The 25,208-nt window shown below is 55.9% G+C and carries 27 protein-coding genes; 14 read left to right on the plus strand and 13 right to left on the minus strand.

Annotated elements, in window-relative coordinates; translation table 11 throughout:
• The first annotated feature begins 884 nt into the window (after window positions 1-884).
• The 4 genes from SynRS9907_RS04680 (at window position 885) to SynRS9907_RS04695 (ending at window position 4,372) form a co-directional block, all read left to right on the plus strand.
• On the plus strand, window positions 885-1,898 hold the full coding sequence (locus SynRS9907_RS04680) for a hypothetical protein (protein WP_188021988.1): 1,014 nt from the start codon (window positions 885-887) through the stop codon (window positions 1,896-1,898).
• Complete coding sequence (locus tag SynRS9907_RS04685) at window positions 1,888-3,159, plus strand: VapE domain-containing protein (RefSeq protein ID WP_188021989.1); 1,272 nt, start codon at window positions 1,888-1,890, stop codon at window positions 3,157-3,159. Before SynRS9907_RS04680 ends, SynRS9907_RS04685 begins: the two co-directional genes overlap by 11 nt.
• Window positions 3,160-3,505: 346 nt before the next feature.
• Entirely contained in the window at window positions 3,506-3,706 is a 201-nt protein-coding gene (locus tag SynRS9907_RS04690; protein WP_188021990.1) for a hypothetical protein, read from the plus strand.
• A gap of 39 nt (window positions 3,707-3,745) precedes the next feature.
• The gene (locus tag SynRS9907_RS04695) at window positions 3,746-4,372 is read left to right on the plus strand and encodes a GIY-YIG nuclease family protein (RefSeq protein WP_188021991.1); all 627 of its coding nucleotides are present in this window, start codon (window positions 3,746-3,748) and stop codon (window positions 4,370-4,372) included.
• Window positions 4,373-4,438: 66 nt separating this feature from the next.
• Here the strand turns inward: SynRS9907_RS04695 and SynRS9907_RS04700 are convergent, their stop codons facing one another.
• Complete coding sequence (locus SynRS9907_RS04700; RefSeq protein ID WP_255446025.1) at window positions 4,439-4,924, minus strand: tyrosine-type recombinase/integrase; 486 nt, start codon at window positions 4,922-4,924, stop codon at window positions 4,439-4,441.
• Window positions 4,925-5,540: 616 nt separating this feature from the next.
• On the opposite strand from SynRS9907_RS04700, the gene SynRS9907_RS04705 reads away from it, so the two are divergent.
• Together SynRS9907_RS04705 and SynRS9907_RS04710 are read left to right on the plus strand one after the other, a co-directional pair.
• On the plus strand, window positions 5,541-6,005 hold the full coding sequence (locus SynRS9907_RS04705; RefSeq protein ID WP_255445987.1) for a hypothetical protein: 465 nt from the start codon (window positions 5,541-5,543) through the stop codon (window positions 6,003-6,005).
• Between the two features lie 228 nt (window positions 6,006-6,233).
• Window positions 6,234-8,636 (plus strand): Ig-like domain-containing protein, encoded by a 2,403-nt coding sequence (locus SynRS9907_RS04710; RefSeq protein WP_188021992.1) that lies wholly within the window; start codon window positions 6,234-6,236, stop codon window positions 8,634-8,636.
• 100 nt (window positions 8,637-8,736) lie between these two features.
• Here SynRS9907_RS04710 and SynRS9907_RS04715 read toward each other — a convergent pair whose 3' ends face one another.
• Entirely contained in the window at window positions 8,737-9,786 is a 1,050-nt protein-coding gene (locus tag SynRS9907_RS04715) for a site-specific integrase (RefSeq protein ID WP_188021993.1), read from the minus strand.
• 471 nt (window positions 9,787-10,257) lie between these two features.
• Here SynRS9907_RS04715 and SynRS9907_RS04720 point away from each other — a divergent pair, with 471 nt between their 5' ends.
• The 3 genes from SynRS9907_RS04720 to SynRS9907_RS04730 all read left to right on the plus strand — a co-directional run bounded on the left by SynRS9907_RS04720 (window position 10,258) and on the right by SynRS9907_RS04730 (window position 12,192).
• The gene (locus tag SynRS9907_RS04720) at window positions 10,258-10,707 is read left to right on the plus strand and encodes a hypothetical protein (RefSeq protein WP_223157675.1); all 450 of its coding nucleotides are present in this window, start codon (window positions 10,258-10,260) and stop codon (window positions 10,705-10,707) included.
• A 380-nt stretch (window positions 10,708-11,087) separates the two neighbouring features.
• A complete protein-coding gene (locus SynRS9907_RS04725; protein WP_255446026.1) occupies window positions 11,088-11,543 on the plus strand; it encodes a phage major capsid protein in 456 nt (151 codons plus the stop codon).
• Between the two features lie 157 nt (window positions 11,544-11,700).
• On the plus strand, window positions 11,701-12,192 hold the full coding sequence (locus tag SynRS9907_RS04730) for a hypothetical protein (protein ID WP_188021995.1): 492 nt from the start codon (window positions 11,701-11,703) through the stop codon (window positions 12,190-12,192).
• Between the two features lie 808 nt (window positions 12,193-13,000).
• Here the strand turns inward: SynRS9907_RS04730 and SynRS9907_RS04735 are convergent.
• Together SynRS9907_RS04735 and SynRS9907_RS13925 are read right to left on the minus strand one after the other, a co-directional pair.
• Window positions 13,001-13,912: a hypothetical protein gene (locus tag SynRS9907_RS04735; RefSeq protein ID WP_188021996.1), complete on the minus strand. Its 912-nt coding sequence runs from the start codon at window positions 13,910-13,912 to the stop codon at window positions 13,001-13,003.
• 100 nt (window positions 13,913-14,012) lie between these two features.
• A complete protein-coding gene (locus tag SynRS9907_RS13925) occupies window positions 14,013-14,489 on the minus strand; it encodes a DUF3375 domain-containing protein (protein WP_223157676.1) in 477 nt (158 codons plus the stop codon).
• Window positions 14,490-15,003: 514 nt separating this feature from the next.
• Here SynRS9907_RS13925 and SynRS9907_RS13930 point away from each other — a divergent pair.
• Entirely contained in the window at window positions 15,004-15,174 is a 171-nt protein-coding gene (locus SynRS9907_RS13930; protein ID WP_223157677.1) for a hypothetical protein, read from the plus strand.
• 227 nt (window positions 15,175-15,401) lie between these two features.
• On the opposite strand, the gene SynRS9907_RS04740 is transcribed toward SynRS9907_RS13930, so the two are convergent.
• The 5 genes from SynRS9907_RS04740 to gloB all read right to left on the minus strand — a co-directional run bounded on the left by SynRS9907_RS04740 (window position 15,402) and on the right by gloB (window position 17,623).
• Window positions 15,402-15,644 (minus strand): hypothetical protein, encoded by a 243-nt coding sequence (locus tag SynRS9907_RS04740; protein ID WP_115008809.1) that lies wholly within the window; start codon window positions 15,642-15,644, stop codon window positions 15,402-15,404.
• An 18-nt stretch (window positions 15,645-15,662) separates the two neighbouring features.
• Complete coding sequence (locus tag SynRS9907_RS04745) at window positions 15,663-15,869, minus strand: hypothetical protein (RefSeq protein WP_188021997.1); 207 nt, start codon at window positions 15,867-15,869, stop codon at window positions 15,663-15,665.
• 274 nt (window positions 15,870-16,143) lie between these two features.
• A complete protein-coding gene (locus SynRS9907_RS04750) occupies window positions 16,144-16,371 on the minus strand; it encodes a DUF3136 domain-containing protein (protein ID WP_006850228.1) in 228 nt (75 codons plus the stop codon).
• A gap of 45 nt (window positions 16,372-16,416) precedes the next feature.
• Window positions 16,417-16,809, minus strand: coding sequence for a RidA family protein (locus tag SynRS9907_RS04755; protein ID WP_188022362.1), 393 nt, complete (start codon window positions 16,807-16,809; stop codon window positions 16,417-16,419).
• 64 nt (window positions 16,810-16,873) lie between these two features.
• Window positions 16,874-17,623: a hydroxyacylglutathione hydrolase gene (gloB, locus tag SynRS9907_RS04760; protein ID WP_188021998.1), complete on the minus strand. Its 750-nt coding sequence runs from the start codon at window positions 17,621-17,623 to the stop codon at window positions 16,874-16,876.
• 40 nt (window positions 17,624-17,663) lie between these two features.
• On the opposite strand from gloB, the gene hisG reads away from it, so the two are divergent.
• Genes hisG through SynRS9907_RS04775 form a run of 3 tightly spaced genes read left to right on the plus strand, consistent with a single transcriptional unit; the run spans window position 17,664 to window position 20,592 of the window.
• Window positions 17,664-18,314 (plus strand): ATP phosphoribosyltransferase, encoded by a 651-nt coding sequence (gene hisG / locus SynRS9907_RS04765; RefSeq protein WP_115160702.1) that lies wholly within the window; start codon window positions 17,664-17,666, stop codon window positions 18,312-18,314.
• Window positions 18,314-20,092 (plus strand): ABC transporter ATP-binding protein, encoded by a 1,779-nt coding sequence (locus SynRS9907_RS04770; protein WP_115008812.1) that lies wholly within the window; start codon window positions 18,314-18,316, stop codon window positions 20,090-20,092. The genes hisG and SynRS9907_RS04770 overlap by 1 nt, the downstream gene beginning before the upstream one ends.
• A 14-nt stretch (window positions 20,093-20,106) precedes the next feature.
• On the plus strand, window positions 20,107-20,592 hold the full coding sequence (locus SynRS9907_RS04775) for a GNAT family N-acetyltransferase (protein ID WP_115009240.1): 486 nt from the start codon (window positions 20,107-20,109) through the stop codon (window positions 20,590-20,592).
• Between the two features lie 9 nt (window positions 20,593-20,601).
• Here SynRS9907_RS04775 and SynRS9907_RS04780 read toward each other — a convergent pair whose 3' ends face one another.
• The 3 genes from SynRS9907_RS04780 to SynRS9907_RS04790 are packed head-to-tail and all read right to left on the minus strand — an operon-like array spanning window position 20,602 to window position 23,055.
• Entirely contained in the window at window positions 20,602-21,291 is a 690-nt protein-coding gene (locus tag SynRS9907_RS04780; protein WP_188021999.1) for a TIGR04283 family arsenosugar biosynthesis glycosyltransferase, read from the minus strand.
• Window positions 21,279-21,926: a TIGR04282 family arsenosugar biosynthesis glycosyltransferase gene (locus tag SynRS9907_RS04785; protein WP_255445988.1), complete on the minus strand. Its 648-nt coding sequence runs from the start codon at window positions 21,924-21,926 to the stop codon at window positions 21,279-21,281. The genes SynRS9907_RS04780 and SynRS9907_RS04785 overlap by 13 nt, the downstream gene beginning before the upstream one ends.
• A 1-nt stretch (window position 21,927) precedes the next feature.
• Window positions 21,928-23,055, minus strand: a complete 1,128-nt coding sequence (locus SynRS9907_RS04790; protein WP_255445989.1) for a trypsin-like peptidase domain-containing protein — start codon at window positions 23,053-23,055, stop codon at window positions 21,928-21,930.
• Window positions 23,056-23,138: 83 nt separating this feature from the next.
• Between SynRS9907_RS04790 and dnaA the strand changes: the two genes are divergently transcribed.
• Window positions 23,139-24,536, plus strand: a complete 1,398-nt coding sequence (dnaA, locus tag SynRS9907_RS04795; protein WP_188022001.1) for a chromosomal replication initiator protein DnaA — start codon at window positions 23,139-23,141, stop codon at window positions 24,534-24,536.
• On the opposite strand, the gene SynRS9907_RS04800 is transcribed toward dnaA, so the two are convergent.
• Complete coding sequence (locus SynRS9907_RS04800; protein WP_188022002.1) at window positions 24,537-25,205, minus strand: ParB-like protein; 669 nt, start codon at window positions 25,203-25,205, stop codon at window positions 24,537-24,539.
• Window positions 25,206-25,208: the final 3 nt, after the last annotated feature.

A 25,208-nucleotide genomic window follows, 5' to 3' on the forward strand; every position in this document is an offset into this window, starting at 1 on the left:
GTATCTGGGTTTTGTTGCACAACCAGTCTCAAGGCTGCTTAGGGCGTTTTTTAGGGCGTTTCGTTCCCTGCCCCCTAGGACACCATGGCTGGTCTCAGTTTTCGCCCTAGGGATTTAGGGCGCTTTGCTGTTGGCGCGTTCGTTTTGCCTTCGTTGGGCGCTCACCATGGGGCGTCCCTGCGTGATCCAGGGGGTGCCAGTCCGTCGCGTTTCCTGTAGAAGGTTCTTGTACACGTCCACCAGAAGGACCCAGAAGACGCGAAACGCCTCACCCATAGGCCGTTAGTACGAACTCGACTGAGTGGGCTCCTATAGGAGTCACCTCCATGTCCACCCCCGCTACGGCGACCACTTGGTTGCCAACACCGAAAGCAGCAGAAGCGTTGGGTTGCTCGCCGAAGCACTTACGAGCACAACGTGACGTATGTGGTGGCTTTCTCGACGCCACTGTTCATTGGGCGTACGGCCCAACGTTGAACAGTGCGATCACCTGGAACGTCGAGCTGGTGCGTGAAGCGTTCCACCGGCGTGGTGTTTGTGCTCGGAAAGCAACTATTGGAGCACAATAGATATCAAATAGCGAGGAAATAATCATGGTTGTTTCTGCATCACTGGTTATTATTTGTGTAACAGATTTTTCTGTCGCGCAAAAGATGTCGGTCCAGACATTCGCTAGGCACGAGAAACACAATGGTCCGATGAATGCTGTGCTACACGCGCGGTTTCCTGAGCCGATTGTGTCGTTCGTGAAGACCACTGCACTCGTTGAAGGTGTTAGTGACTCGACGGTTCTTCGCTTTGCCCTGGAGCAGTGGGCAACAGCACAGGGCTTCTCCGAACACTGCTCATAAAAGAAGGCCACCGCTCACAACGGTGACCTCTCTTTGAACACAAAGCCCCGCAGCTTTCTTGTTCTTTACACCTGCATTTTAATGGCTCACACAGCTAAAGACGCTTCTCGGTTCCTTACCGAGATTGAACGGCTTAAGCCGCTCGAAAACCTTGTCCGCTTGATTCCTACCGGTGGTGGCAAAGAAGGCAAAGCTCCGCTCATTGACGAGTGGAATAAGCACCCCGGCTTCATAGTTCAAGAACTACAAGAACAGTTCCCGTATGCGAAGTCTGTTGGGGGCATCACCAGGCCTCTGCTTTGCTTCGACTTGGATGGCGAGTCTGCTGTGAATTACGCGGTCATGCACGGCCGTGATCCTGATTACGTCAACACCTGGCGCATCAATAGAACCACCGACCCAAACCGTTTCAAGCTGCTGTTCTTGCCCAATGAAGAGCAGTTAGCGCAGCTGCCAGACGGTCAGATCACCAATACCCATCGAACTAAGCAACCAATCACTCGGGAAAACGAATACGGCAAAAGGGAAGTTGTCGCAAAGGGTGAGGCGGAAGAAATCTTCTGCCACCCAGGACGCCAAGTCATCGTTGCGGGTGCTCACCCAGCAAGTGGTGGACATTATTTCTGGCCCAATGGGTCTGGACCTGAAGCGTTGTCAGCACCGCCAGCGGAATGGTGGGGTCACGTCCTTACGTTGGCGCGTGACTACCCACACCCAGCTGTAGGAGCAGACAAAACTGTCAGCACCAGTCGCTTCGCCAGGGGGGATTGGCAACGGCTTGAACATTGCCCTATCTGTAGCCGGGGCCCTGACGACAACCCTCTTTGCCAGATCCACAGTGATGGTCGAACACTGCGCTGCTTCTTAGGTCAGACGTTTAGTCCGCCAACAAACCTTGAACCCGGTGAGCTGGTGCCCGGTACTGATTGGGCGTTTAGCCGTGTCAGTTCCAGCGGTTGGGGTGAGTTCCTCACATTCGTGAAGGACAAACCCAGTCGTTACCAGCAAGTCAAGTTCATGCTGCGGGGGCGGACCAATGGCAACTGACCTGGTGCTCGTTGACCAACTTCCGCTGGGGTGGATCGACGACAACGAAGAGGATCGCTTCCGCCTTGAGATTGGTGATTTGGTCAACCTCCTGAGTAGACAGCTCGGCAATCGTTGGCGGTTCAACCAGCTCTCAAAAAAGATCGAGCTTGACGGCAAGCCGATTCCAGTCTTTGAGCTGGAGAACTTGTACTGCCATCTGTCTCAACGTGGTTTCACCATCTCCAAAGAGAAGGCGATTGACGCCGCCAAAGCCGCAGCAATGGCGCACTCTTTTCATCCTGTCGTTGAGTATCTGGATCGTGTTGCCTCTGACGAAAACATCGTTCCTGCTGAACTTGACCAGTTGGGGTCGCTTTTCTGGGACACCCAAGATCCGCTTTACGACGCCATGATCCGTAAAACGGTAATTGGCGCGGTTAAGCGGGCCTATGAACCTGGCTGCATGTTCCGCACTTGTCTTGTCTTTAAAGGCGGCCAGGACATCGGAAAGTCAACCAGCATCAGAGTTCTTGCCAGTCCTGCGTGGTTGACCGACACAGCGCAGGACAAGCATGAGGATTTTCTCCTCGCTATCCACGGTTGCTGGATTTATGAGCTGGCCGAATTGGACAGCATCACCAGCAAAAAGGAGGCAGGTGCCTTGAAAAACGACCTCTCCTCTCCCAAAGACGACATCCGTGTTCCATACGGACGAGCGCATGACACGTTTGCCCGTCAGAGCATTTTTGCCGGCACCAGTAATCGAGATGATTTCCTCCGTGATGAAACGGGTGCCTCTCGGTTTTGGGTCGTCGAGCTTCCGCACAATGCCGATGATGGCTTTGTGATTGATTTGGATCGTCTGCGGGCTAACCGTGATGCGATCTGGAAGAGTGCTGTTCTGGCATACCGCGACGGTGAAGAGCCGCGCTTATCGCAAGAGCACCAGGCTGAATCCAATCGGCGCAACCTCGGCTTTGAGTTGAAACACCCTTGGGAGGACTACCTCGCTGATTGGTTGCATAACCTTCTGCCCCACATCAAAGAGTTCACCGCCGAAGAGGCTCTGAACATGTCAGGTGCTCTTGGGTCGGCTTATGACATGGGTTGGGGCCATCCTTATCCAGCGTTGCCGTACAAGGACAGCGTTGAGGTAGGGAAAATTCTGCGTCGCTTGGGTTGTACGCAGGACAAGCATCCAAGACGTCGAACGATTCTTGGTCAGTCCAAGCGTCGTCGCTGGTGGCATCCCCCCGACACAAGTGGCACAGGACAGTGAGTTAACCCTGTGTCAGCTCAAACCACAGCAGCGGCAGCGGGTTCGGGCGATCTGGCACAAGGCACTAGTGATTCTTTTAAAAAGAGTCACCCCCAAGAGAAACAGCTGACGCTGCCGCACTGATGGGCAAATCACCTGTGCCACCTGTGCCAGATGACCGGCCAGATAACCGAGAAGCCAAACGGGATTGGGCATGGAGGATGCCGCTCGAACCACTTGCACTGAAAATTCGCGTTGTCCAAGCCGCGTTTCTCCACAGGAAAAGGCCTCTGCTCTGGAACTTGGCCGCCGGTAGAACGAAATAGATGCCTCAACCCTCGTGGATCACAGTCGAGAGCTGCAACGAATGCTGCAGCGCGCGCAGCAAATCCGACTGGCGCGATCAAGGCCACCACTCTGGTTCGTCACCGGTGTATTCCGCGGCGAGGAAGTACCAAAACCACCGGAGGGGGTGGAAACGTTTCAACCGTGGATCGTTGTGCGTATCGATGGTGAAAGGCCAGCCGATGACAAAGGCACTCCAGAAGGCAAGCTCTACTCTCTCTAAGGGCTTGAGTCCTGAGGTTTTGGATGAGATTATTCTCATATGACTGATCTAGCTGACCAAGTTCGCGAGAACAAGGCAAGCTCCCCAGAGCCATCCATCGGATTTTTATATGTAATTACACATAAAAATGCCAATGAAATGGTGAAAATCGGCATCACACAAAGACCCGAAGCTCGCATGAGAGAGCTTGATGCCGAAACCATTTGGGCACGAGTCCTATGTTTTGATCCAAGACGTCAAGAACAAGAACTCCATAAACACTTTTCCGGAAAACGCCTTCCAGGGACAGAGTGGTTCCAAATCAAGCCAGGAAGTAAAGAATTTAAAGTCTTGCTGAACAAGGTTGAAAAAATCGGTAAAAGTGCCATGGCTTTATGCACTTTGAACAATAATGAGACAGTGCTTGATCAACTGCAACGAATTACAAGCCTTGAAAAGAGGTGTGAGGAGTTAAGGCAGGAAAATGCTTTGCTTCAAAGCAGCAAAAGCAAATATCTGCAAGAACGCAAAATACTGAAGGACAGGATTCAAGATTTAGAGGGGCAAAGCAATAATGAAGCCAAGCACTGGCATAACAGTACGAACTGGAACGTGGCAAGAGGATCTACACGGAATCGACTGTTCATGATCTCAAGCTTCATATCAAAGCGCTTGAAGGGAGGCTGAGCTCATTTCTTGATTAAGTTAAAAATATTCAATAGTGTTTTACAGGAGCCTTGTACCTTAGAGCTATTAAGCAAAGGAAGCAGCGGCAGCCTCACGTTGAGCTGGCGTCACTTCGAGATAACGCTGGAGCGCTGCCATCGACTTGTGCCCAGACAGCGCCATAAGCACCCTCAACGGCACTCCAGCATTGTGGGCACTAGTTAGAGCTGAACGCCTAAAACTGTGGCTTGAGACGCCTTCTAGTCCCGATTCAGCGGTGGCCCTTTCAAGGGCATCCATAAAGCTGCGCGTACTCAGGCAAGAACCTACAAATCTGCCTGGCACGAGATAGTCGTCAGCCACAGGTTCACGACCCTGCCGCACCACCCAAGTCACTTTCCAAGAGCGCAGGGCTTCCCACAGCTGCGGCGTAACCGGCACCGACCGACTGGCCAGCTTTCCTTTGGTGATTCCGCGCTGGAACGTGACGGCAGATTCCGAAACCATGCCCCATGTGAGCTGCGTTGCCTCGCCAATGCGGCAGCCAGTACGGCGGCAAATCTCGGCAACGATCTTGTGATGCTGCTAAGGCAGCTTTGAAATCAATAAATCGAGCTCATCGGTGCTCAACACACGCGACTGCCCGTGTCGGTTGGACTTCATTGTTTTAGTTTTGATTAGCCAAGAACGTTGTGCTGGTCAGCCACCGCGTCTTATCTTTATTTTACGCGGTGTTCCTGCCTGGCTATCACAAAAGATCAATGATCTTTACTGACTATTTCTTATGCACTTTGCATCTAAGATGACACTTACTGTTATTGGCATCGCTGACTGCTTAGGGGGGTAGGGTTCGGGTTTTGGATGTTATAAGCAGCCTCCAGGGAACCTCCTGAAATAGAACTAATTCTCGGTAGTTCTAATGTAGCACAGCCGCTAGATAAAAACACTAGGTAGTATTTAATAAAGCGCATCTGGTCGAGATGAGTGCACCCTGGAGCACAACAATGGACGAGTAGATCGTCCTCTCGCGTTGCAACCGGGTGGCAGAACAACTGTTCAGCAGAGATCGACATGCAGCAGATGAATTTGCAAGGCTCGCATATCAACGCTGGATGCTCGAAGGCGTCACGCCTGAGCAACTACGAGACCGCAGGGCTCCTGGCATGAGCGACCAGCGAAGGCTGCACAAATGGAAGCAGCTGAAAGCCAAAGGTTTAATCGCTGGAGCGTGATGTCTAACCACGAAATCAACCGCTATGACGCAATCCCGCCGCACATCATCAAAGCCCTGACCCTTTGCGCTAACGGATCCACTTGGGCTGATGCGGCAGCAGCTGTTGGCATCAAGGCACCATGCCTTCGCAAGTGGTACCGAGACCGCAGGGCTGAAGAGTTCATTGAATCGCTGGTACGCGAGAACCTCAATGTCGCCAACAATCTTCTGACATCTGCAGCACCACGCCTCGCGGATGAGCTGATCCAGATCGCCCTGGACCCCAATGTGAAGGCCTACGCAAGAACGCAGGCCATCAGCGAGAGCTTCAAAATCTTGCGTGAGAATGTCTTGGAGGCTGAGCAGCGGCGGCAGCTACAAGAGATCCGGCAGACACTGCAATCCCTAGAGGGCAACGGTAAGCAGGCAATCGATGTTTAACCCTGCCGATTCTCCAATGGACAAAAGTATTTAATTTGATCTGCACGAGTGATTTCTTACTTGCTCCAGAAATGTTGAGCATCACCGTGGATCGGGCTTATTTCAAGTGGATGATCTGAGGAACCCCTCCAGTGAAAGCAACGGTCGGCTTGAAAGTGAGCTCATGGTGCGTTGACACCTCACGACTCATTATGTAGAAATCAGTAGGCCCGTCTGATTTCTGAGCGCATGACACTGTCAGCACCCGTTATCAATTCAGGGTCCAGCACGGTCACCAACGACTCCAGACCCACCTTCATAGGCACTGCAGTAGCTGGCACCACCGTTGAGCTCTTTTCGGGTGGCAGCTCCCTAGGGACGACGACGACTGATTCGAACGGTAGCTGGAGTTTCACTGTTCCAGATGGCTCTGCACTTACCGATGGCTCCTATGCCATCACCGCTACGGCCACTGATGAATCAGCAGATCTGGCTGCAATTTTAAAAACCACTCCCATCTCCCCTGCCTTTCCAGGCCGCACAAGCCAGGAAATGAGGAATAACTACGCCTTTGCGGCACTGAAAGAGGACGGCTCTGTTGTTTCATGGGGTGATTCTGACTATGGCGGTGACAGCAGTGCCGTTAGCGCGGATCTCCAATCCGGTGTCACGCAAATCTTCTCCAATGAGTATGCCTTTGCGGCACTAAAAGAGGACGGCTCTGTTGTTACTTGGGGTAGCTCATGGGCTGGCGGTACTAGCAGTTTCACAAGCGGTAAACTATCCTCAGGCGTCAGTCAGATCTCCTCCACTCAGACCGCCTTCGCGGCATTGAAAGATGATGGCTCCGTTGTTGTCTGGGGTGAAACACTCACCGGCGGTGTCATAGATAGTGGCATCAATCATAAATTCGGTGTAACGCACATCTTCTCCAACTCAGGCAGCTTTGCGGCACTGAAAGAGGAAGGCTTCGTTTTCACTTGGGGCGATTCCAACCGTGGCGGTGACAGCAGTGCCGTTAGCGCGGATCTCCAATCCGGTGTCACGCAAATCTTCTCCACTTACTCCGCATTTGCAGCACTTAAAGAGGATGGCTCCGTTGTCACTTGGGGCAGTTCTAATCACGGCTCTGATAGCAGTGCTGTTAGCGCAGATCTCCAATCCGGTGTTATTCAAATCTTCTCCAATTACCACGCATTTGCGGCACTGAAGGAGGACGGCTCCGTTGTTACTTGGGGTGATTCTAACTATGGCGGTGACAGCAGTGCCGTTAGCGCGGATCTCCAATCCGGTGTTACTCAAATATTCTCCACGGATCGGGAATTTGCGGCACTGAAAGAGGACGGCTCAGTCGTTGTTTGGCCTAATGACTCTCATGGAGATAAAACCAGCGATCTGCAGTCCGGTGTCACGCACATCTTCTCCAACCCATTCAGCTTTGCGGCACTGAAAGAGGACGGCTCGGTTGTCACATTTGGTTCGTCGCCGTTTGGTGGCGATAGCAGTTCCGTCAGCACGGATTTGCAATCAGGTGTCACGCAAATTTTTTCCACTGACTACGCTTTTGCCGCACTGAAAGAGGATGGCTCCGTTATCACTTGGGGGGATGAGGGGGCCGGTGGTGACAGCAGTTCCGTCAGCGCGGATCTGCAATCCGGCGTCATGCAACTTTCCTCGAATTGGAAAGCCTTTGCGGCACTGAAAGAGGACGGTTCTGTTGTTACTTGGGGTGATTCTAACTATGGCGGTGACAGCAGTTCTGTTGACGCGGATCTGCAATCCGGCGTGGTGTCCCTTGCGGATCCATTCCAAGATGACCGCTTGGTCATGGAAGTACCTTCCTCGGATCCTTCCCCTGCTCTTGATCTCACCGTCGATACGATTGCTCCTTTCTTCACATCAGCGGATTTAGCATCTTCCATTGATGAAAATAGCGGCGCAGGTCAAGTCATCTATACCGCCGCGACATCAGACACCTCCTCTGTCGTCTATAGCCTTAAACCAAATAATAATGACGACGCTTCCTCGTTTTCGATTCAAGGACAAACGGGACAGGTTTCCCTCAACGACGATCCCGACTTCGAAACGAAACCTTCCTATTCTTTTGTTGTTATAGCAACCGATTCTGCAGGCAATGTCTCTGAACAATCTGTTTCATTAGCCATTAATGACCTGCAAGAGGTTCCAGCCGAAAGCTATGAATTGCCTGATACCAAAAATGATATCGGAGGAACCAAGGGCGATGACATCTTGACTGGCACCAATAAGTCTGATTATATTTTTGGGAAAAAAGGTGATGATGTCCTGGAAGGATTAAATGGCAGTGATTTAATTCGAGGTGGCGGAGGAAGGGACACCCTTAAGGGCTCTAATGGAAATGATTATCTGAATGGGTCGAAAGGTCGAGATGTCCTCATCGGCGGTGCAGGTGCTGATGTATTTAAGAACTCCAAGGGGCTTGACCTTGTTGAGGACTTTAGTCTTGAGCAAGGAGATAGAATCGCGCTGCCTAGGTCTGGAAAATATCAAATCATTGAAGATGACAACGGCGTGTTGATTAAAACTCACTCTAAGAGAGGTATTCTCCTTGAAGGCCTAGAGCTCAGTGATGTCATGGCTGTTGGTATAGATCTATTTGTTCAACCTGTTTAGTGCAGGGATTCGATTGATGTGTTCCTCCTAGTAAATAGTATTGTGCCGTTATAGATTGCACTATCTGGAAGAGGGTTTCATCTTTTTGCTTTTTGCAGTTTCAGGTCGCATTGGCAAGCTCGCCAACAGCTCGACGTACTGACTCCTTGGTGTCCTCGTCAGTGGTCCATTGGCCGTAGTGCTTCTGATGGGTTTTGACGTCGTGTCCCATCAAGTTGGCTAGGTCTCTCACTGGAACAGCACGTGTGTAGTACTTGGCTCCCCGCCAGGCATACCCGTGGCGAAGTGAGTACGGCACTAACCCGTTGGTTTCTGCCTGGAGCGATTGCCAGTAGGGATGTCGATCCAGGTACTGACGAAAAGCTGCGCCACAGGTTTTGAAGTCTTTGGCGTTGGCGATGGCCGTTGGAAGCTTGACCAAGCCAGAGGCGTAAAGCTGCAAGCAACGAGCTCCTTCGCCGGGAAGCTCTTGCAGATCCAACGGTTGGAGCAATCGCGGCTTCTTTGGGTTCTTTGCCATTTGCTTGTTGCGTTTGACGTTGCCTGCCTTCAGCTCACCGTCTTCAACCTTGAGAGCCATGAGCTCTGATGGTCGTAATCCATAGAGACCCACAAGGGCGACGGCAAGTCGCAACTCGGGGTTGTCGTCCAAAGACAGCAGCAGTCCATGAAGCTGCTCTGGCTTGATTGGAACGGTGTCGGGGTTGGGGTCTTCTCGTTGCCCAACCAGCAGAGCCATCTCTTCTTTGTCTGGCGGCAACCACTGCTGATCTGCGCTACATCGTTTGACGGCAAAGGTCAGTAGGCGGGCAACGTCAGAAAGATGCCGCTTACGGCCAGAGCCACCAGGAGCAAGATTTGCCAGATGCTCCACTGCATACGCCGCGAGTAGCGCTCTTCCATCCTTTGGTGCTCGCTTGGGCTTGGCAAGCAGCTTCAGGGCATTGGTGATCTTGTATCGCTCATCTCTGTCGTAAGTGGTTTGCTTGCAGCCACTGTTCAGTCGGAATTGCTCGTAACGCGCGGCAATTTCATCCCAATCCAACTGACCTGGAACGGCTTCGGGGACAACCCCTACTAAGTCGTACGTCTCAGCCATGGAAAGGCCAAGGTCACCCATGCGTTGGCGTAGCTCGATGACAAGCGCCAAAAGTTTTGTTTGGCTGCTGGATCGCCACGGCAATTGAGTCGTGACTGCTTGCTTCCCTAGCCCAGGGAGAACACGCACCAATTTGATGCGTTCCGACTGCTCTTCAAGCCGCCATCCCTTGCCGTGCTCACGCCGTAGCATTGTTCGGGTGTCATCGATCCAGGTGGTCTTTGGCACTGAGCACCTGCACCAACTGCAGGGTGTCGGAACTGCGCCCTAGCTCAGTGCTTTTTCTAGGGCGTTTTGTTTCGCGCTGGTGCGTCATTCAAGGCGTTCGGGGCCCACAGCGAAATGGAGGCAAAATGCGCCTTGCTATTAGACATGCTGAATCTTTTGCCGCCATGCAGGACGCGATCGCATAACCGCGGCCGTTGCCTGCTCTAGTGCAGATGGTGCCCGGGGGAATGCAGAACCTTAGGGTTTTTTTGACGAAGATTTCTTGCTAGTCTATATCTGACTTCAAGTGGTCAGATGAGGCGTGCTACTGGAAGAAAGACAAGAAGTATTACGTCAACATCAGCACGTGTGAATAATTTGTTTGAATTCAATAGATCCATTGTACCTCGTGGAGGCAGGGCTTCTAGTCTGAAATTAAGGCAACGCAAAAATGGTTCGCATGTGATCAAGCTCTTTCAGGATGTCAATAATGATGGGCGTGTTTCCAAGAGCGAATTGATTTATAAAGGCCTGAGCAGGGTTAAGCTTAAAGGTGATGATTTGACTAATTTTAAGGGACAGGTTCGTCTTGAGAAAAGCATGCACCGCTGCGAATGGATTTCTGCTAAGTATCCCAAAGAGTTGATAGCATGCACAAGAGAGTTTATTCCAACAACTTATTCTTGTCTGCTCGTTGATGACAGTGGGGCTCCGTTCAAGTTTGATGGTATCGCTGCTTTTGCTGCAGATACAAAATTTCTTTAGGGTTTTATTGGGGTATAGTGTTGATTTTCGGGATCCTTTCTTTTGGTCTCAATCTCTGCGATCTATCCGAATAATTTGTTATTCACCTAGGCACAGCATTTGTTGAGATGATCACTTCGTCCAGCCATGATTCTGGGTTGGAGATGTTCCCCATGCACAAGCGCATAGGTACGGCGACTGCGTGTTGATTCGGCGCTGATAACGCCGACAGCGTGACCGAGTCAACCGGCACGATTGGCACGATCTTGATCAGTCCTAACATCCTTAGTGCTTACATCAAGTTCCCACGCCTCACGGAGCTGTAGTCGATGCCGGACATTGAGTAGCAGTTTCGCGCTGACTTCGTTGCCTCGCTGGCCGATGCGATCGATACAGCTGCCATCAACGGTTCTGGCAGTAGCAGCCAACCCATTGGCGCCCTGAACATCGCAGGTATTGGCTTGGTAGCCGTCGGTACAAACTGTTTGGCCTCGACGCTCGATCATCTCCTCGACCTCAACCAAGAGGTCGCTGTAGATAACGCTTACGTTGCCACCTTTGGCTTCCTTACGAACGCAAAAGTCGAGTCCGTTCTTGCCAAAGTCAAGGACTCGCAGAGACAGTACCTTCTTAGCCCTTATGGAGCTGAACTTGGCCGTAGCCAAATTGCAGGGCGGCGTCTTGAGGTCAGCAACAACGTCCCCTCAAATCTCTCGAAGAGCGCAGGGACCAACTTGTCCGCTGTCATTTACGGGAACTTTGCAGATCTGCTGATCGGCATGTTCGCCCAGCTCGAGATTCTGGTTGATCCCTACACCGACTTGGCCAAAGGCACCGTGGGCGTCCGTGCCCTGTAGTCGATCAACATCGCTGTTCGTCACCCTGAATCATTCGCTGCCATGCAGGACGCGATCGCATAACCGCGGCCGTTGCCTGCTCTGGTGTAGTGCTGCCCGGAGGGATGTAGACCCCAGACTCCTTGGTTTTTTTGACGAAATAGGATTTTCTGCCAAGATGGGCCTCTATATGATTGCTCAGATGAAAGGTAAAGGTGCTACTGGAAGTAAGATAAGAAGTATTAAGTCAACATCAGCACGAGTTGATGATTTATTTGAGTTCAACAAATCCATCGTTCCTCATGGCGGGAAAGCCTCCACTTTGAAACTAAGGCAACGCAAAAATGGTTCGTATGTAATCAAGCTCTTTCAGGATCTCAATAACGATGGGCGTGTTTCCAAAAAAGAGATGATTTACAAAGGCCTGAGTAGGGTCAAGCTTGAAGATGACCATTTGACTGATTTTAAGGGACAGGTTCGTCTGGAGAAAAGCATGCACCGATGCGAGTGGATCACTGCTAAATATCCGGATGAACTGATTTACTGTACGCTGGAATATATTCCGACAACTTATTCTTGCTTGCTCGTGGATTGCAGAGGCGCGAGGTATAAGTTTGAGGGCATCGGTAGTTTTGCTGCAGATCCGAATTTTCTTGTGGGTGTTATTTGAGAATAGCTTTGATTTCAGGCTCCTTGTTGGCTCAATCTCTGCTTTTATCCGAATGCTCGTTATTCATCTATCTTCAACAATTAAGCCTGCTTTGGCCTGCCGCGGCTCTTCCTCGCCAATTGATCAAGGTTTCTGAAGATCCTTGGGCTCTGCTCAAGGTCAGGGCTTCTTCTCTCATGGGCTTGACTCGTGAGTTTTCTTAGATAAAAAAACTGAGTAAATTTCTACTGATTGAGCGAGCTAGAAGCCGAAGTTGTCAAAAGTTTTAAATATCATGCTCTGAGTTGCATCTGTATACATTGAGTTTAATATTTCGCTATAAGTCGATCTTCCACGAAAACTTTGCTATAAATCTTATAGCTTTGAACTGTAACTGACGCGGGGGGATGTCAAATACCAGTCGGTCTTTTTGATGATTGAAATCCTAGACGACGACAAAGGCCTCTTGATCTGAGTCGATCAAGAATTTGTCACGCCCTTTGCCTCCGATGAGTCTTTTCTTTGATCCGGTACTTGCATAAAGAACGTCATCTCCTTTTTTGCCTTTCAACCGATTGGACGCGTTGTTCCCGATCAGCAGGTCATCACTTTTCCTTCCCGTAGCATTTTCTATCACGCATAATCCTGCGGATACACCAAAATCATGGCCATTCCAGTCATGGGAAATGGTGAATCCCCCATGCACCCCCCTGACCCGGCTTACGTAGTCACCTGCAGGCTCAGAAGAATCCAGTGTGGCGTTGCGAAGGTCTATCGAAACAGGTCTCTTGGCGTGTGAACCATCAATGCGGTCGATCCCGCCGGTATCTCAAATGCATTGCCAGCCAATTCCCTCCTGATTTTTTAGAGGCAAACGGTAGACGTCATCCTCAGTGGCCGTTTGATCGTTGATGCCATACATCCACTGCAATGCAGCCACATCGAGAGCTCCAGGAGATTGCAGAAAGCCATTGGACTCTTTACGTTTTGGTACCAAGCCATTTCGGGCCCCCTTATCGACATAACTTAGTTGCGTCCAAGGGTGGGAATTTTGGCCGAACTCGCCAGCATCCTTGAACTCGTCCGACTTGCCAGTAAGGCCTGGAAAGCGGGGCTCCCCATGTATACCTCTGTCGTGTGGGTGCTTCAGTCCAACCGCATGACAGATCTCGTGTGGAAAGGTTACGCCGTGAAAACTACCTGACGCAATCGAGTTTTTGAAGCTGCCATCCTTGTTTTGATAGGTAGACCAATTGATGGCGACCAACCCTTCATCGGGATCACTTCCCGGGGTGTAAGCAAAGCCATAGCTGCCCTCGGAGTTGCGACGGTCCAGGTTGTAAAACCAGATCTCAACCTCGTCATCGTTGTCGTCGCCACGATTGATGAACTGAAGACCACTGACGTTGGCAATCGAATCCATCGCTTTTTCCATCAGCTGGCGCTCCGCATGGCTCCAGCCCCAGGAGGGGTATCCGCCGAATTCTCCCCTCGGCTTATCACTGGTGTCGCTGATAAAGGTGAATCCAACAGCAGGATTCTCTACGGTCGTCCCCCATCGGTAACCATCTGTAAGCCCATCAATCCATTGATTGCCTGATTGGGGCACCAATACAGGAGATTTGTAGCCGTTGTCTGCTCTACTCATTTGTCTGTCATCACGGGTGGTAGGGGTTTCTACTTTTTTAACAAATGAGATGGCACGGTGGTCAGTACGGGATATTTGGATGAATGTGACCACACTCGGAATTGTCTTAATGAGGATGTTTCATTGGATAGAAGGAAGCTGAAAAATTTACTTTCAATTATTCGCGGTTCGAAGTCGTTTTGTTGATCTTTGCTTAAGTTAGGTTGGATTCGCGAAGAATCGTAGACTTCTCTGAATCGATGATGCTAGAGATATAACAATCGCTGTTTTCTGGAATGAACCAAGCCCTGTAGTAGGCGCCATAGCACTTGGGAAGTTCACAAAAATCCATGGGAATATGCCAACTGATGTAGTTGATGTCAAATCTTCCCGCTTCAAAAGACTTAAAGCATTTGTGCTCATTGGGCTTCAATTTGGTTGTCGACAGCAACTCATCTGTCCTTCGGTTGAAAATTGTATCGCCGTCGTCAACGAAGATTTTCAGTCGTCTTGAGCGATTGATTCTAAAAAAGCCTGTAATTTGTTTATCAACGTCTGCGTGGGCTTCGTCGAGAGTGAATCCTTCGCGCCTCCATACGCGAAAGCCTTCCCAATATCCTCGAATTCGACGTTTTTTGTTTCTTCGCCTGATCTTGAATGCTCCGCTAATGATCTGTTCGACATAAGACATTTGATACTTGTCTTAGAACTTTGCAATTATAGCTCGACTTCTGGGAGTGGTGAGGCTGTCAAGATACTGCAGTATAAATTAAACCAGTAAGTTGTATGGCTCAATGACCAATATTCATTTGTAAATAAAGCGTAGCGATATGCATGCATATTAGTGATTTGATCACCTCTTCGCCTGGAGAGGCAAATGATCAGTGTGGAGATGAGGGCTGTGTTGTAAGTGCTGCGTTGCAGGGATGGATATTGCCTCAAGGGAGCTGGTGAGCAGCTTGCTCTTTGCGAGCTCTGGAAAGACATCCCACGGGAATGCGAGTGTTGAAAGAGCTATGGGGGCGTTGTTTTCTGATGTTTTCTCAGGTGTATTGGTGCTCGCATCGGTTGCGCCATCTTGAACGCTGGCTATTTCGACTTAGGGGGTCCAGTGCTCGAGTGCATCTCTTCCACCTGCATGCTTCATTCAACTTGGGAGCTGTTGACGGTCAATGGTGCTTTGGCTCCTTCGGGTTAGACGTTTGATGCATGCCCGCGCTTGTGTTAAGGGCTGGCTTGGCTGGTTATTGCTAAATGGTGATTGCATCAACTGCGAACCAAGTGGAGAAGTCAACATCGCAGAAATTGCGCCCCGTATTTTCTGTGAAACAACCAATGGCTTAATCGCCGGCGTGAATCCTTCATTCCCCCTATGACGATTGCTTTGATGTATAAGGTGCCTGCCAATATTTAAATGCTTTTCGATTCTGCAAAATCAAAAGATTGTAGTTGCGCTTGAAGTCATAAGTTCCCTTTCAATAACTCATCGTGATGTGCGAGTGCGCGACAATCATTGTGATGGTGGTAATCCACTGGGTGCTTTGCTCTGTGATTACCCATCACCCTCCCTGCAATAACTGTCAGGGGCACGTGGGCTGGCTGATCAAAAACCGCGGCCGTCACGCTCCCGCATTTCTAGGCGGAGTTGCTGATAACGAAGCAAGGCCCGCTCTTCATCCAGCTGTGGAAACAGCAAACGGGCCTCGTCCAGGCTTGGTGGCTCCAAGAGCCAGTCATCAGAGCGATCCGGAGCCACTTGCTCAGGCTTGCGTTCCCACAGTTGGCGTCCTGGTGCGACCCAGCCAAACCAGCGACGAAAACGATCGAACAGCTCGAGGGGGTGCATCCGATCACCCTAAGGAGATCACGAATCCAAGCGCTGGGATGCCTGCATGGCGTACGCCTTCGGGCGGTCAGAAACAACAGACTCGTTCTGGGGCATCAGGCTCTGCGGTTGCCGCTTCCTCGGATCCTCCCCATTGCGCCAGGGGGTGAACATCAGGAAATTTCCGGCCACCAGCCCAGCCGTCACGATCACTGCGGCAATCTGCTCGAGCTGTTCGATCTCCATCCCTGCATTGTCCCGCGTTCTCCCAGCAGGGGTGTCCCCTGCATGGTCGACGGCTTGTGATTCAGCTCGCTCTGCAGTTCCAGGCAAAGAGCCGCTCCCAGCATCACCGTGACTACGCCGAGTCCCTGGTTCAGCTTGAGTCGCCTTTTGGGCTTGCGAAAAATACAGCGGGTCATGCCAGGCCCTTGCTTCTCAGCCTGATTTAACGCTTCTTTTCAGTTCAAATTGAAGCGTTGGCCACGAGAATGCTGGGAAAACGCTGAGACAACCCGTCTCAATCCTCTTTTGGGTTCTCCAGGTCGCGGCGGATCAGGGCCAGCAGGTAGGAGGGCGATTTGTAGCGGGTGGGCAGGCAGCGGTTCAGCGTTTCCAGATGCCCCCAGCAGACGGTTCGCTCAATGTCTTGAACGGTTTTTCCCTGCTGGAGGAGACGCCGCAGCGCCTTGCAGTACATCGGATAGCCCGCCTCTAATTCACCGATGGTGAGTTTCGCCTGAGGCATAGGACCACTGAAGCCAGTTCCAACCTATGCCCCCGCGGGCCAGGCTCAGCTGCCGAGCCAGGCGACACAGTCGATTTCCACCCGTGCTCCCTTGGGGAGGGCTGCCACCTGAACGCAGGCGCGCGCTGGGCTGACCCCCTCGCCGAACACCTCGGCGTAGATGCCATTCACGGTTGCGAAATCGCCCAGGTCCGCCAGGAACACCGTGGTGCGCACCACCTGAGCCGGGGTGGCGCCAGCTTCCTTCAGCACAGCACAGAGGTTTTTCAGCACCTGATGCGTTTCCGCCGCCACATCACCGTCCCCCACCATCGCGCCGGTGGCTGGATCCAGTGGAATCTGCCCGGAGCAATAGAGCCACTCGCCGGCCAGCACTGCCTGGTTGTAAGGCCCAACCGGTGCAGGGGCGTCTTGAGTGGTGATGGCCTTGGCGCTCATGGGTTGGTTCTCAACAGCAGTCGCCACGATCATCGCCGTTGGTGATCCCCTGCTTCGCCATCGCTCATGCCGGCCGCCACTGGTCCTTGTGCTGGCGCAGCACGGCCAACTCCGCGGCTGAACCGGCCTGCATGAACAGGTTGGTGCGGCGTTCCATGCCAATGCTGCTGGGCAGGCTGAGTTCTCCTTGGGCACGGAGCCTCCGCACCTCCCGGTAGCGCTCAGCCAGAACTGCGTCGCTGGGGCGTTGCTCCACGGCCCATTGCAGGTTGGCCTCGGTGTACTCGTGGGCACAACAAACCCTTGTGGCCTCGGGCAGTTCCGCCAGCTTCTGCAGGGCCTGATGCATCTGTTCAGCGCTGCCTTCAAACAGTCGGCCACAGCCCCCGCTGAACAGGGTGTCTCCGCAGAACAACAGGGGCCCGATCTCGCCGCCCTGTGGGTTCGGGATGAAAAAGGCGATGTGGGCCCGGGTGTGGGCCGCCACATCCAGCACCTCCACCTCATGGCCAAGAACAGTGATCTGGTCCCCATCCCGCACCGGCATCGTCTGAAACGGAATCCGCTCCCTGTCCTCAGCGGAGGCAATCACCGCAGCCTGGGGCCAGCGTTCCAGCAACTCCGGTGTGCCGCCGATGTGGTCGGCGTGGTGATGGGTCTGCAGCACGGCGGCCAGGCGCAACTGCCGTTCGTCCAGCCACTTGCGCACCGGCGGCGCCACGGCGGGGTCGATCACCACGGCCTCCGCGCCCCTCACCCAGATCCAGATCACGTTGTCCTGAAGCACCGGCAGGGCATGAAGTGAGGAATGCATCGTTAAAGTCCTGCCTGGTTAACCGGTCAGCGCTGGACCCATGATCACCGTCGCGTTGGCCAAAGGAGCGCTGCTCAAAGACTCGGTGGCCCGCTTTGAGGCGGCTGGTCTTGATTTCTCCGCTGTTCTTGACAAGAACAACCGCCAGTTGATGGTGCCCACCCCCTGCGGGCGCGCCCGGGCCCTGCTGGTTCGCAACGGCGATGTGCCCACCTATGTGGCCTACGGCCAGGCTCAGCTGGGGGTGGTGGGTTACGACGTGCTCAAGGAGCATCAACTCCCCGTCGCTCAACTGGTGGACCTGGGCTTTGGCGGCTGCCGCATGGCTGTAGCGGTTCAAGAGAGCAGTGGTTACACCCGGGCTGCTGATCTGCCCGCCCACTGCCGCGTCGCCAGCAAATTCACCCACTGCGCCCGGGAATATTTCGATGCGCTCGACCTTCCCGTTGAGTTGGTTCACCTCAATGGCTCGGTGGAGCTGGGGCCCATCACCGGTATGTCAGAGGCGATTGTCGACCTGGTGGCCACCGGTCGCACCCTGCGGGAGAACGGCCTGATCGCCATCGAAGACCTGTTCCACTCCACAGCTCGACTGGTGGGGCACCCCCTGTCGGTTCGCCTCGACCACGGCCCCTTGGCCTCCATCGTTGATGCGATCCGCGCAGCAACACCCGTCGGGAGCTCCAGCTGATGGGGGCCGTCGCCGACTGGCGCCGGGTCCGTCGTCTGGGCCGTTATCTCGTGCGGGATCGCCGGCGGCTGCTGGTGGCCCTGCTGCTGCTGCTGCCCTTGGCCTTTGCCGGAGCACTGCAGCCCGTTCTGCTCGGGCAGGCCGTCAGCGTCCTGCGCGGAGAGCCCAGTCTTCCCTTCCTTTCGGGGATGAGCCTCTCTGCCTCGATCCGCGTGATCATTGGGCTCTACTTCGTTTCCGTGCTGCTGCGGCTCGGCCTGCAGGGGGTGCAGCAATTCAGCATCCTGGCCGTCGGACAACGGCTCACAGCTCGAATCCGCGACGACCTGTTTGAACATGCGTTGTCGCTGTCCCTGCGGTTTCACGACCGCATGCCGGTGGGCAAGTTGCTCACACGGCTCACCAGCGATGTGGATGCCCTGGCTGAGGTGTTTGGCAGTGGTGCCGTGGGGGTGCTCAATGATCTGGTGAGCCTGCTGGTGCTGGCCTCAACGATGTTGTTCATCGAGTGGAGGCTGGGGCTGCTGCTGTTGTTCACGCAGGTGCCCGTCACCCTGGCCGTGCTTTGGCTGCAGCGCCGTTACCGCAAGGCCAATTACCGCGTGCGTGAAGAGCTTTCCCAGCTCAATGCCGATTTCCAGGAGAACCTCCAGGGCCTCGAGGTGGTTCAGATGTATGGCCGTGAAACGGTCAACAGCGCCCGCTTCCTGCGCACCGGCATGCACTACCGCAGCGCTGTGAACGGAACGATCTTTTTCGACAGCAGCATTTCAGCCTTCCTGGAATGGGTGGCTCTGGCCGCCATTGCCTTAGTTCTGGCCCTTGGCGGCTTGATGGTGACCAATGGCGCCATGGGTCTTGGCACCCTCACCACCTTCATCCTTGCTTCCCAGCGACTGTTTGATCCGCTGCGTCAGCTGGCGGAGCGTTTCACCCAGATCCAGGGTGGGCTCACGGCGGTCGAACGCATCGGTGAGTTGATGGAGGAGCCCCTCGAGATCGCTGAGGCGAAGGGCGTTCTCCCCCACGTGAGTGGTGGTGGCGGTGAGGTGATTTTCGAGAACGTGAGCTTCGCCTATCGGCCGGACGATCCGATCCTCCGCAACCTCTCCTTCCGCATCGCCCCCGGAGAACATGTCGCCCTGGTGGGCCCCACGGGGTCGGGCAAAAGCACGATCATCCGCCTGCTCTGCCGCCTGTATGAACCCCAGCAGGGGCGCATCCTTCTGGATGGACGGGACATCCGCACGATCCCGATGGCGGATCTCCGGCGTGAGCTGGGCGTCGTGCTTCAAGACACGTTCCTGTTCAGCGGCAATGTGGCCGACAACCTTCGGCTCAATGCGTCGGTGAGTGATCGAGAGCTGGCTCAGGTCTGTGCTGAGCTTGGTCTCAACGAGCTGTTGGCCAAGCTTCCCAACGGCCTGGAGACGGAGCTGCGCGAGCGGGGCGGCAACCTCTCTTCAGGAGAGCGCCAACTGCTTGCGGTGGCCCGGGTGGCGATCCGCAAGCCAACGGTGTTGGTGATGGATGAAGCCACCGCCTTCATGGACCCTTCAACGGAAGCGACGCTGCAGGCTGATCTTGATCGGCTTCTGCAAAAGCGCACCGCCATCGTCATTGCCCATCGCCTGGCCACGGTGGAAGCCTCGGACCGCATTCTTGTGCTGCGCCGCGGTGAACTGATCGAGCAGGGAACCCATCGCGAGCTAAGGGCCCGTGGCGGGCTCTACGCCCAGCTGGCTGATCTGCAGGAGCGGGGGTTGGCGCGTCTGTGATCGCTCCTCTGCCCATGCCTGCTGATCCTCTGTTGGAGCAGTACGGCCAGGGAGCGCGTCTCTGCCCCTGCGCCAATGACCAGATCACCTTGGTGTTCAGCCAGGAGTACCCCTTCGATCTGGTGGAACTCGAGCAGTTGCTGGAAGCGGTGGGCTGGAGCCGCCGGCCAATTCGCCGGGTGCGCAAAGCCCTCAGCCACAGCCTGCTCAAAGTTGGCCTTTGGCGGCACGACCCACGGGTGCCCCGTCTGGTGGGATTTGCGCGCTGCACCGGGGATGGTGTTTTCGAAGCCACCGTCTGGGACGTGGCCGTGCATCCCCTGTACCAGGGCAATGGTCTGGGCAAGCAGATGATGGCTTACATCCTCGAGGCCCTTGATCAGATGGGAACCGAGCGGGTCAGCCTGTTTGCTGATCCGGGCGTCGTCAGCTTCTATCAAGGCCAGGGCTGGGATCTCGAGCCCCAGGGCCATCGCTGTGCCTTCTGGTACGCCAACTGATCGGATCCTTCAGCGCCGGTAGAGCCGCAACAGCTGCTCCGTTGATCGCCCCTGCCGCCAAAGCCAGCGCAGCCGGGCATTGCGCCAGGCCTGCACCAGCACGCTTCGCTTCTGCCAGCGCTCTGCGCTGGTGAGCAGGGCACAGTTCAATGAACGGAGGGGAGCGACCTGGCTTAGGCGTTCCACCAGGTCCAGGTCTTCCATCAGCGCCAGAGGCCGGTAGCCGCCCACGCGTTCATACAGCTGGCGCTGAATCAACAGGCCCTGATCGCCGTAAGGGCGTTGCAGCCAACGGCTGCGCAGGTTCACCATCCGCTCCAGCAGCCACAGCATCGGCCGCCCATGCGCCTCCACCTTGAAGTCGAAGCACCAGGCGCTGAGTTGGCCCTCCGGGCTGCTCAGAATCTGCTCCACCTTGTGGTGCCAGGTGTCCGGCAGGCGGCTGTCGGCGTGCAGCATCAGCACCCAGGCATGGGAGCTGTGGCCAACGCCCCAGCGCAGCTGTGGACCCCGCCCGGCGGTGGGGCTGTCGAGCACGGTGGCGCCGGCCAGCTGAGCCACCGCCCGGGTGTGATCCCTGCTGCCGCCATCCGAGACGATCACCTCCAACTCCCCCGCCCATCGCTGCAGATCCGCCAGCAGCAGCGGCAGCCTGCTGGCTTCCTCCAGGGTTGGAATCACAACGCTCAGCCCTGCCATGGCATCAGATCGCTCCAGTGATCCAGATCATTTCGTTGGGCCACGAGGGCCGATGAGAGCTGCCGCCTGCGCGCCGCCTCCAGCGTTGCCTCCAGCACCCTGGGGCCGCCCCAGGGAATGCCGATCAGCGGCCAGAGCTGCGGGCTGCGGATTAGGGATGCGCCGATCCCCAGCAGCCAGTAGCCCCCATCGGAGGCTGGCCCCAGCACCAGGTCATGCTGCTTCAACCGCTCAACGGCCTGCCTCAAATCATCGGGATTGAGTTCGGGCAGATCCGTGCCGATCACGAGGCAGGACCTGTTGTGGCGATGGCCGTGCATCAATTGCCGTCGCAATCGGGTGCCGAGTTGCCCCCTCCCCTGCAGCCGCACCTGGCTCAGCCCCAGCTGTTGCCCCCAGCGAGTGGCCGCACGGGGGCCGAGTCCGCTCACCGCCAGCACCGGCTGGATCTCGATCTCGATGGCGCCGGCGAGGTCCCGCACCACCGCAGCGGTGTGCTGCGTGAGCCGCCGTTGGATCCTTGTGGCGCGTTCGCTGCTGTCGGCCAAGCCCAGCTCATGGTTGAGATCGCGGCTCAAGCGGCGTTTGCATCGGCCCGGTGATGGCCAGCGGGCCATCACAACGATCTGCACCATCTCAGTTGTTGCGGGGCAGTTCCCGCGGGCGCACCTGCACGATCAGCTCTTTCCCATTGCGTTGAAGGGTGAGCTGCATCGGTTCCCCCACCTGGCCACGGTCCACGGCGAGTTGCACTTCGGTGGGGGTTTGAACGGGGTTGTCTTCCACCTTGAGGATCAGATCGCACTGGCGGATGCCGGCCGCAGCGGCCGGAGTGCCTTTCACCACCTCCTTTACCAACACGCCATTCAGCTCGGGCACCGTGCAGGCGCTGTTGGTGGCGTTGATTTCCCGCGCCAGCTGCGGCGTGAGGTTCATCAGCTGCACGCCGATGAAGGGATGGGATGCCTGGCCGGTGCTGACGATCTGTTGCGCGATCCGCTTGGCCAGGTTGATCGGAACCGCAAAACTCAAGCCGCCACCTGGGGCCGTGCGGATCGCTGTGTTGATGCCGATCACCTGACCGGCGGCATTGATCAACGGGCCGCCGCTGTTGCCGGGGTTCACCGCTGCATCGGTCTGGATGTAGGGAACCCGCTGGCCGTCACCGATCGCATTGAGGCGGCCGACGGCGCTGATGATGCCGGCCGTCACGGTGTTGTTCAGGCCGAAGGGATTGCCGATGGCAATGGCCCATTCCCCCGGCTTGAGCTGGTCGGAGTTGCCCAGGGCCGCCACCGGCAGGTTGTCGGCCACCACTTTCACCACCGCCACGTCGGTGAGGGGGTCGGTGCCGAGAACCTTGCCCTTGAAATTGCGTCCGTCCGGCAGGGTTACTGCCACTTGATCGGCACCACGCACCACGTGCTCATTGGTGAAGATCAGGCCGCTGGTCCGGGTGATGAAGCCGGAGCCCTGGCCTTGCTGCCGCTGGCTGGAGGGACCCATCCCAAAAATCCCTCCGAAGGGGTTGGAGATCTCCTTCACCACATCGATGCGCACCACCGCCGGACCGACGCGATCCACCGCCTTCACGATCACGTTGTCCCCCGGTTGCAGAGGCGCGCTGCGGGGCTGATCGTGCACCACCGGTGGCGCCGTCATCGGTGGCTTGGGGGTCAGACCCAGCTGGTCTCTCACCAGGCTGCAACCGGAGAGTGCGCTCCCGGCCAGGGCGATGGCGAGCCAATGCTGGGCGTTGGGCATCACGACGAGATGTGTGCTGATGCATTTAAGACGGCCTGAGCGGATCGGCATGCGTAGATTCAGCGCTCGGGCGATGGGCGGTTTTGGCGCAGACGGGCGAAGAGCTCTGGATCAAGGTGCGGGATGGGTTGCAGGCGAAGCTGAGCAAGCCCACCTTCGAGACCTTCATTCGCCCCACGGGTTGCAGCGGCTTTGCCAATGGAGAGCTGAAGCTTCTGGCCCCGAATCCCTTTGCCAGCGTTCGTCTGCGGGAGCAGCTGCTCCCCACGATCGCCGAGATGGCCAGCAGCATCAGCGGTCAGCCCGTCCAGGTGACGGTGCTGGCGGAAACCGCCTTGCCGCTGCCGGATGCCACCGATGAGGCCTCAGCTGCTGCAGATGCGGCGCCGCCTCCAGCGGCCCAGGAGTCGGCATCGGCTCCAGCGCGGAATGGCTCCCCACGCCGCTACCTGCCCGGGCTCAATCCCCGCTACGTGTTCGGCCGTTTTGTGGTCGGCCCCAACAGCAGGATGGCCCATGCGGCGGCTTTGGCTGTGGCCGAAGCACCGGGCCGGGAGTTCAACCCCCTGTTCATCTGCGGCGGTGTGGGCCTGGGCAAAACCCACCTGATGCAAGCCATTGGTCATTACCGGCTGGAAATCGACCCCGGGGCTCGGGTGGCCTATGTCTCCACCGAAACCTTCACCAACGACCTGATCCAGGCCATCCGCAAGGACGGCATGCAGACCTTCCGCGATCGCTACCGCGCCGCGGATCTGATCCTGGTGGACGACATTCAATTCATCGAGGGCAAGGAGTACACCCAGGAGGAGTTCTTCCACACCTTCAATGCCCTGCATGAGGCAGGCCGTCAGGTGGTGATCGCCAGTGATCGTCCCCCCAGCCAGATTCCCCGGTTGCAGCAGCGCCTGATCTCCCGGTTCCAGATGGGCCTGATCGCAGACATTCAGTCGCCTGACCTGGAGACACGCATGGCGATTCTTCAGAAGAAAGCGGAGCAGGAGCGCATGTCGCTGCCCCGTGATCTGATCCAGTACATCGCCGGTCGCTTCACCTCGAACATCCGCGAGTTGGAAGGGGCCCTGACCCGGGCTGTGGCCTTCGCCTCCATCACGGGGCTGCCGATGACCGTGGAATCCGTGGCACCGATGCTCGACCCCACAGGGCAGGGGGTGGAGGTCACGCCGCAACAGGTGATCGACAAGGTGTCTGAGGTGTTTGATGTCACGGCCGAGGAGATGTGCAGCAGCACCCGTCGCCGCGCCGTGAGCCAGGCCCGTCAGGTGGGGATGTACCTCATGCGCCAGGGCACCGACCTCAGCCTGCCGAGGATCGGCGACAACTTCGGCGGAAAAGACCACACCACGGTGATGTACGCGATCGAGCAGGTGGAGAAGAAACTGGCCTCCGACCCCCAGCTCGCCGGTCAGGTGCAGAAGGTGAAGGATCTGCTGCAGATCGATTCCCGCAAGAAGCGCTGATCAGCGGCAGGCTTTCTTGTCACCTTTCCAGCCCGGCATGTCCTGTGCAGCGGCTGAGCAAACCAGCTGGCGGGCTGCTGCGAGTGCCGGCTCCAGGCGCCTGGAGCTGAAGGGGGGCAGGGGCCGGCTGCGCAGCCAGGCACCCCAACGAAACTCGTGATACGGGATCAGGGGCTGAGGCTTGATCCACCCCTCCTGCTTCAGCTTCCACACGAGGCTCCGGTAGGGATCGTCGTCCAGTCCCAGCAGGCTCGTGGGCAGCTGCTCGGCCGGGCGCGGGCCGTTGCCTCGTCCGTCGTAGAGGTAGAGCCAGCCCTGGTTGTGCAGATGGGCCAGCACAGCGCTTCGGTCGGCTGTTGCGAGCTCCTCCACCACGTAACCCCAGGTGGTGGCACCAGGATCAATGCCGATCAGGCCTCGCAGCCGGTGGTGCCGGTCCAGCATCCACATGGCGCCATCGGCAGATCGGATCAAAGGGACCGGTTTGCCGCGCAGGTAGTCAAGACGCTGCTGACGGGTGTCCTGGGCGAAATCCTTCTCGCGCGACCAGATCTCCGCCAGTCCCACACACCACTGGGTCGGCTGCAGCTGCGCCGCTGATACTTCAATCAGATCGGTCCCCCGATCGGGGGCGGGGATCGGTTGATAAGCGGGCAGCCGCAGGGGCACGAC

It is taken from the genome of Synechococcus sp. RS9907 (genome assembly GCF_014279615.1).
Classification (GTDB): domain Bacteria; phylum Cyanobacteriota; class Cyanobacteriia; order PCC-6307; family Cyanobiaceae; genus Parasynechococcus.

Bases quoted from the DNA above. Each gene is read 5' to 3' on its own strand.
- SynRS9907_RS04780 (WP_188021999.1), bottom strand. From the start codon at position 21,291: ATGGCAGGGCTGAGCGTTGTGATTCCAACCCTGGAGGAAGCCAGCAGG.
- SynRS9907_RS04730 (WP_188021995.1), top strand. From the start codon at position 11,701: ATGGGCCTCTATATGATTGCTCAGATGAAAGGTAAAGGTGCTACTGGA.
- SynRS9907_RS04705 (WP_255445987.1), top strand. From the start codon at position 5,541: ATGGAAGCAGCTGAAAGCCAAAGGTTTAATCGCTGGAGCGTGATGTCT.
- SynRS9907_RS04740 (WP_115008809.1), bottom strand. From the start codon at position 15,644: ATGCACCCCCTCGAGCTGTTCGATCGTTTTCGTCGCTGGTTTGGCTGG.
- SynRS9907_RS04775 (WP_115009240.1), top strand. From the start codon at position 20,107: ATGCCTGCTGATCCTCTGTTGGAGCAGTACGGCCAGGGAGCGCGTCTC.
- SynRS9907_RS04790 (WP_255445989.1), bottom strand. From the start codon at position 23,055: ATGCCCAACGCCCAGCATTGGCTCGCCATCGCCCTGGCCGGGAGCGCA.
- SynRS9907_RS04720 (WP_223157675.1), top strand. From the start codon at position 10,258: ATGAGGCGTGCTACTGGAAGAAAGACAAGAAGTATTACGTCAACATCA.
- hisG (WP_115160702.1), top strand. From the start codon at position 17,664: ATGATCACCGTCGCGTTGGCCAAAGGAGCGCTGCTCAAAGACTCGGTG.
- SynRS9907_RS04745 (WP_188021997.1), bottom strand. From the start codon at position 15,869: ATGGAGATCGAACAGCTCGAGCAGATTGCCGCAGTGATCGTGACGGCT.
- SynRS9907_RS04755 (WP_188022362.1), bottom strand. From the start codon at position 16,809: ATGAGCGCCAAGGCCATCACCACTCAAGACGCCCCTGCACCGGTTGGG.
- SynRS9907_RS04710 (WP_188021992.1), top strand. From the start codon at position 6,234: ATGACACTGTCAGCACCCGTTATCAATTCAGGGTCCAGCACGGTCACC.
- SynRS9907_RS04750 (WP_006850228.1), bottom strand. From the start codon at position 16,371: ATGCCTCAGGCGAAACTCACCATCGGTGAATTAGAGGCGGGCTATCCG.
- SynRS9907_RS04695 (WP_188021991.1), top strand. From the start codon at position 3,746: ATGACTGATCTAGCTGACCAAGTTCGCGAGAACAAGGCAAGCTCCCCA.
- SynRS9907_RS04690 (WP_188021990.1), top strand. From the start codon at position 3,506: ATGCTGCAGCGCGCGCAGCAAATCCGACTGGCGCGATCAAGGCCACCA.
- SynRS9907_RS13930 (WP_223157677.1), top strand. From the start codon at position 15,004: ATGCATGCCCGCGCTTGTGTTAAGGGCTGGCTTGGCTGGTTATTGCTA.
- SynRS9907_RS04685 (WP_188021989.1), top strand. From the start codon at position 1,888: ATGGCAACTGACCTGGTGCTCGTTGACCAACTTCCGCTGGGGTGGATC.
- SynRS9907_RS04770 (WP_115008812.1), top strand. From the start codon at position 18,314: ATGGGGGCCGTCGCCGACTGGCGCCGGGTCCGTCGTCTGGGCCGTTAT.
- gloB (WP_188021998.1), bottom strand. From the start codon at position 17,623: ATGCATTCCTCACTTCATGCCCTGCCGGTGCTTCAGGACAACGTGATC.
- SynRS9907_RS13925 (WP_223157676.1), bottom strand. From the start codon at position 14,489: ATGTCTTATGTCGAACAGATCATTAGCGGAGCATTCAAGATCAGGCGA.
- SynRS9907_RS04785 (WP_255445988.1), bottom strand. From the start codon at position 21,926: ATGGTGCAGATCGTTGTGATGGCCCGCTGGCCATCACCGGGCCGATGC.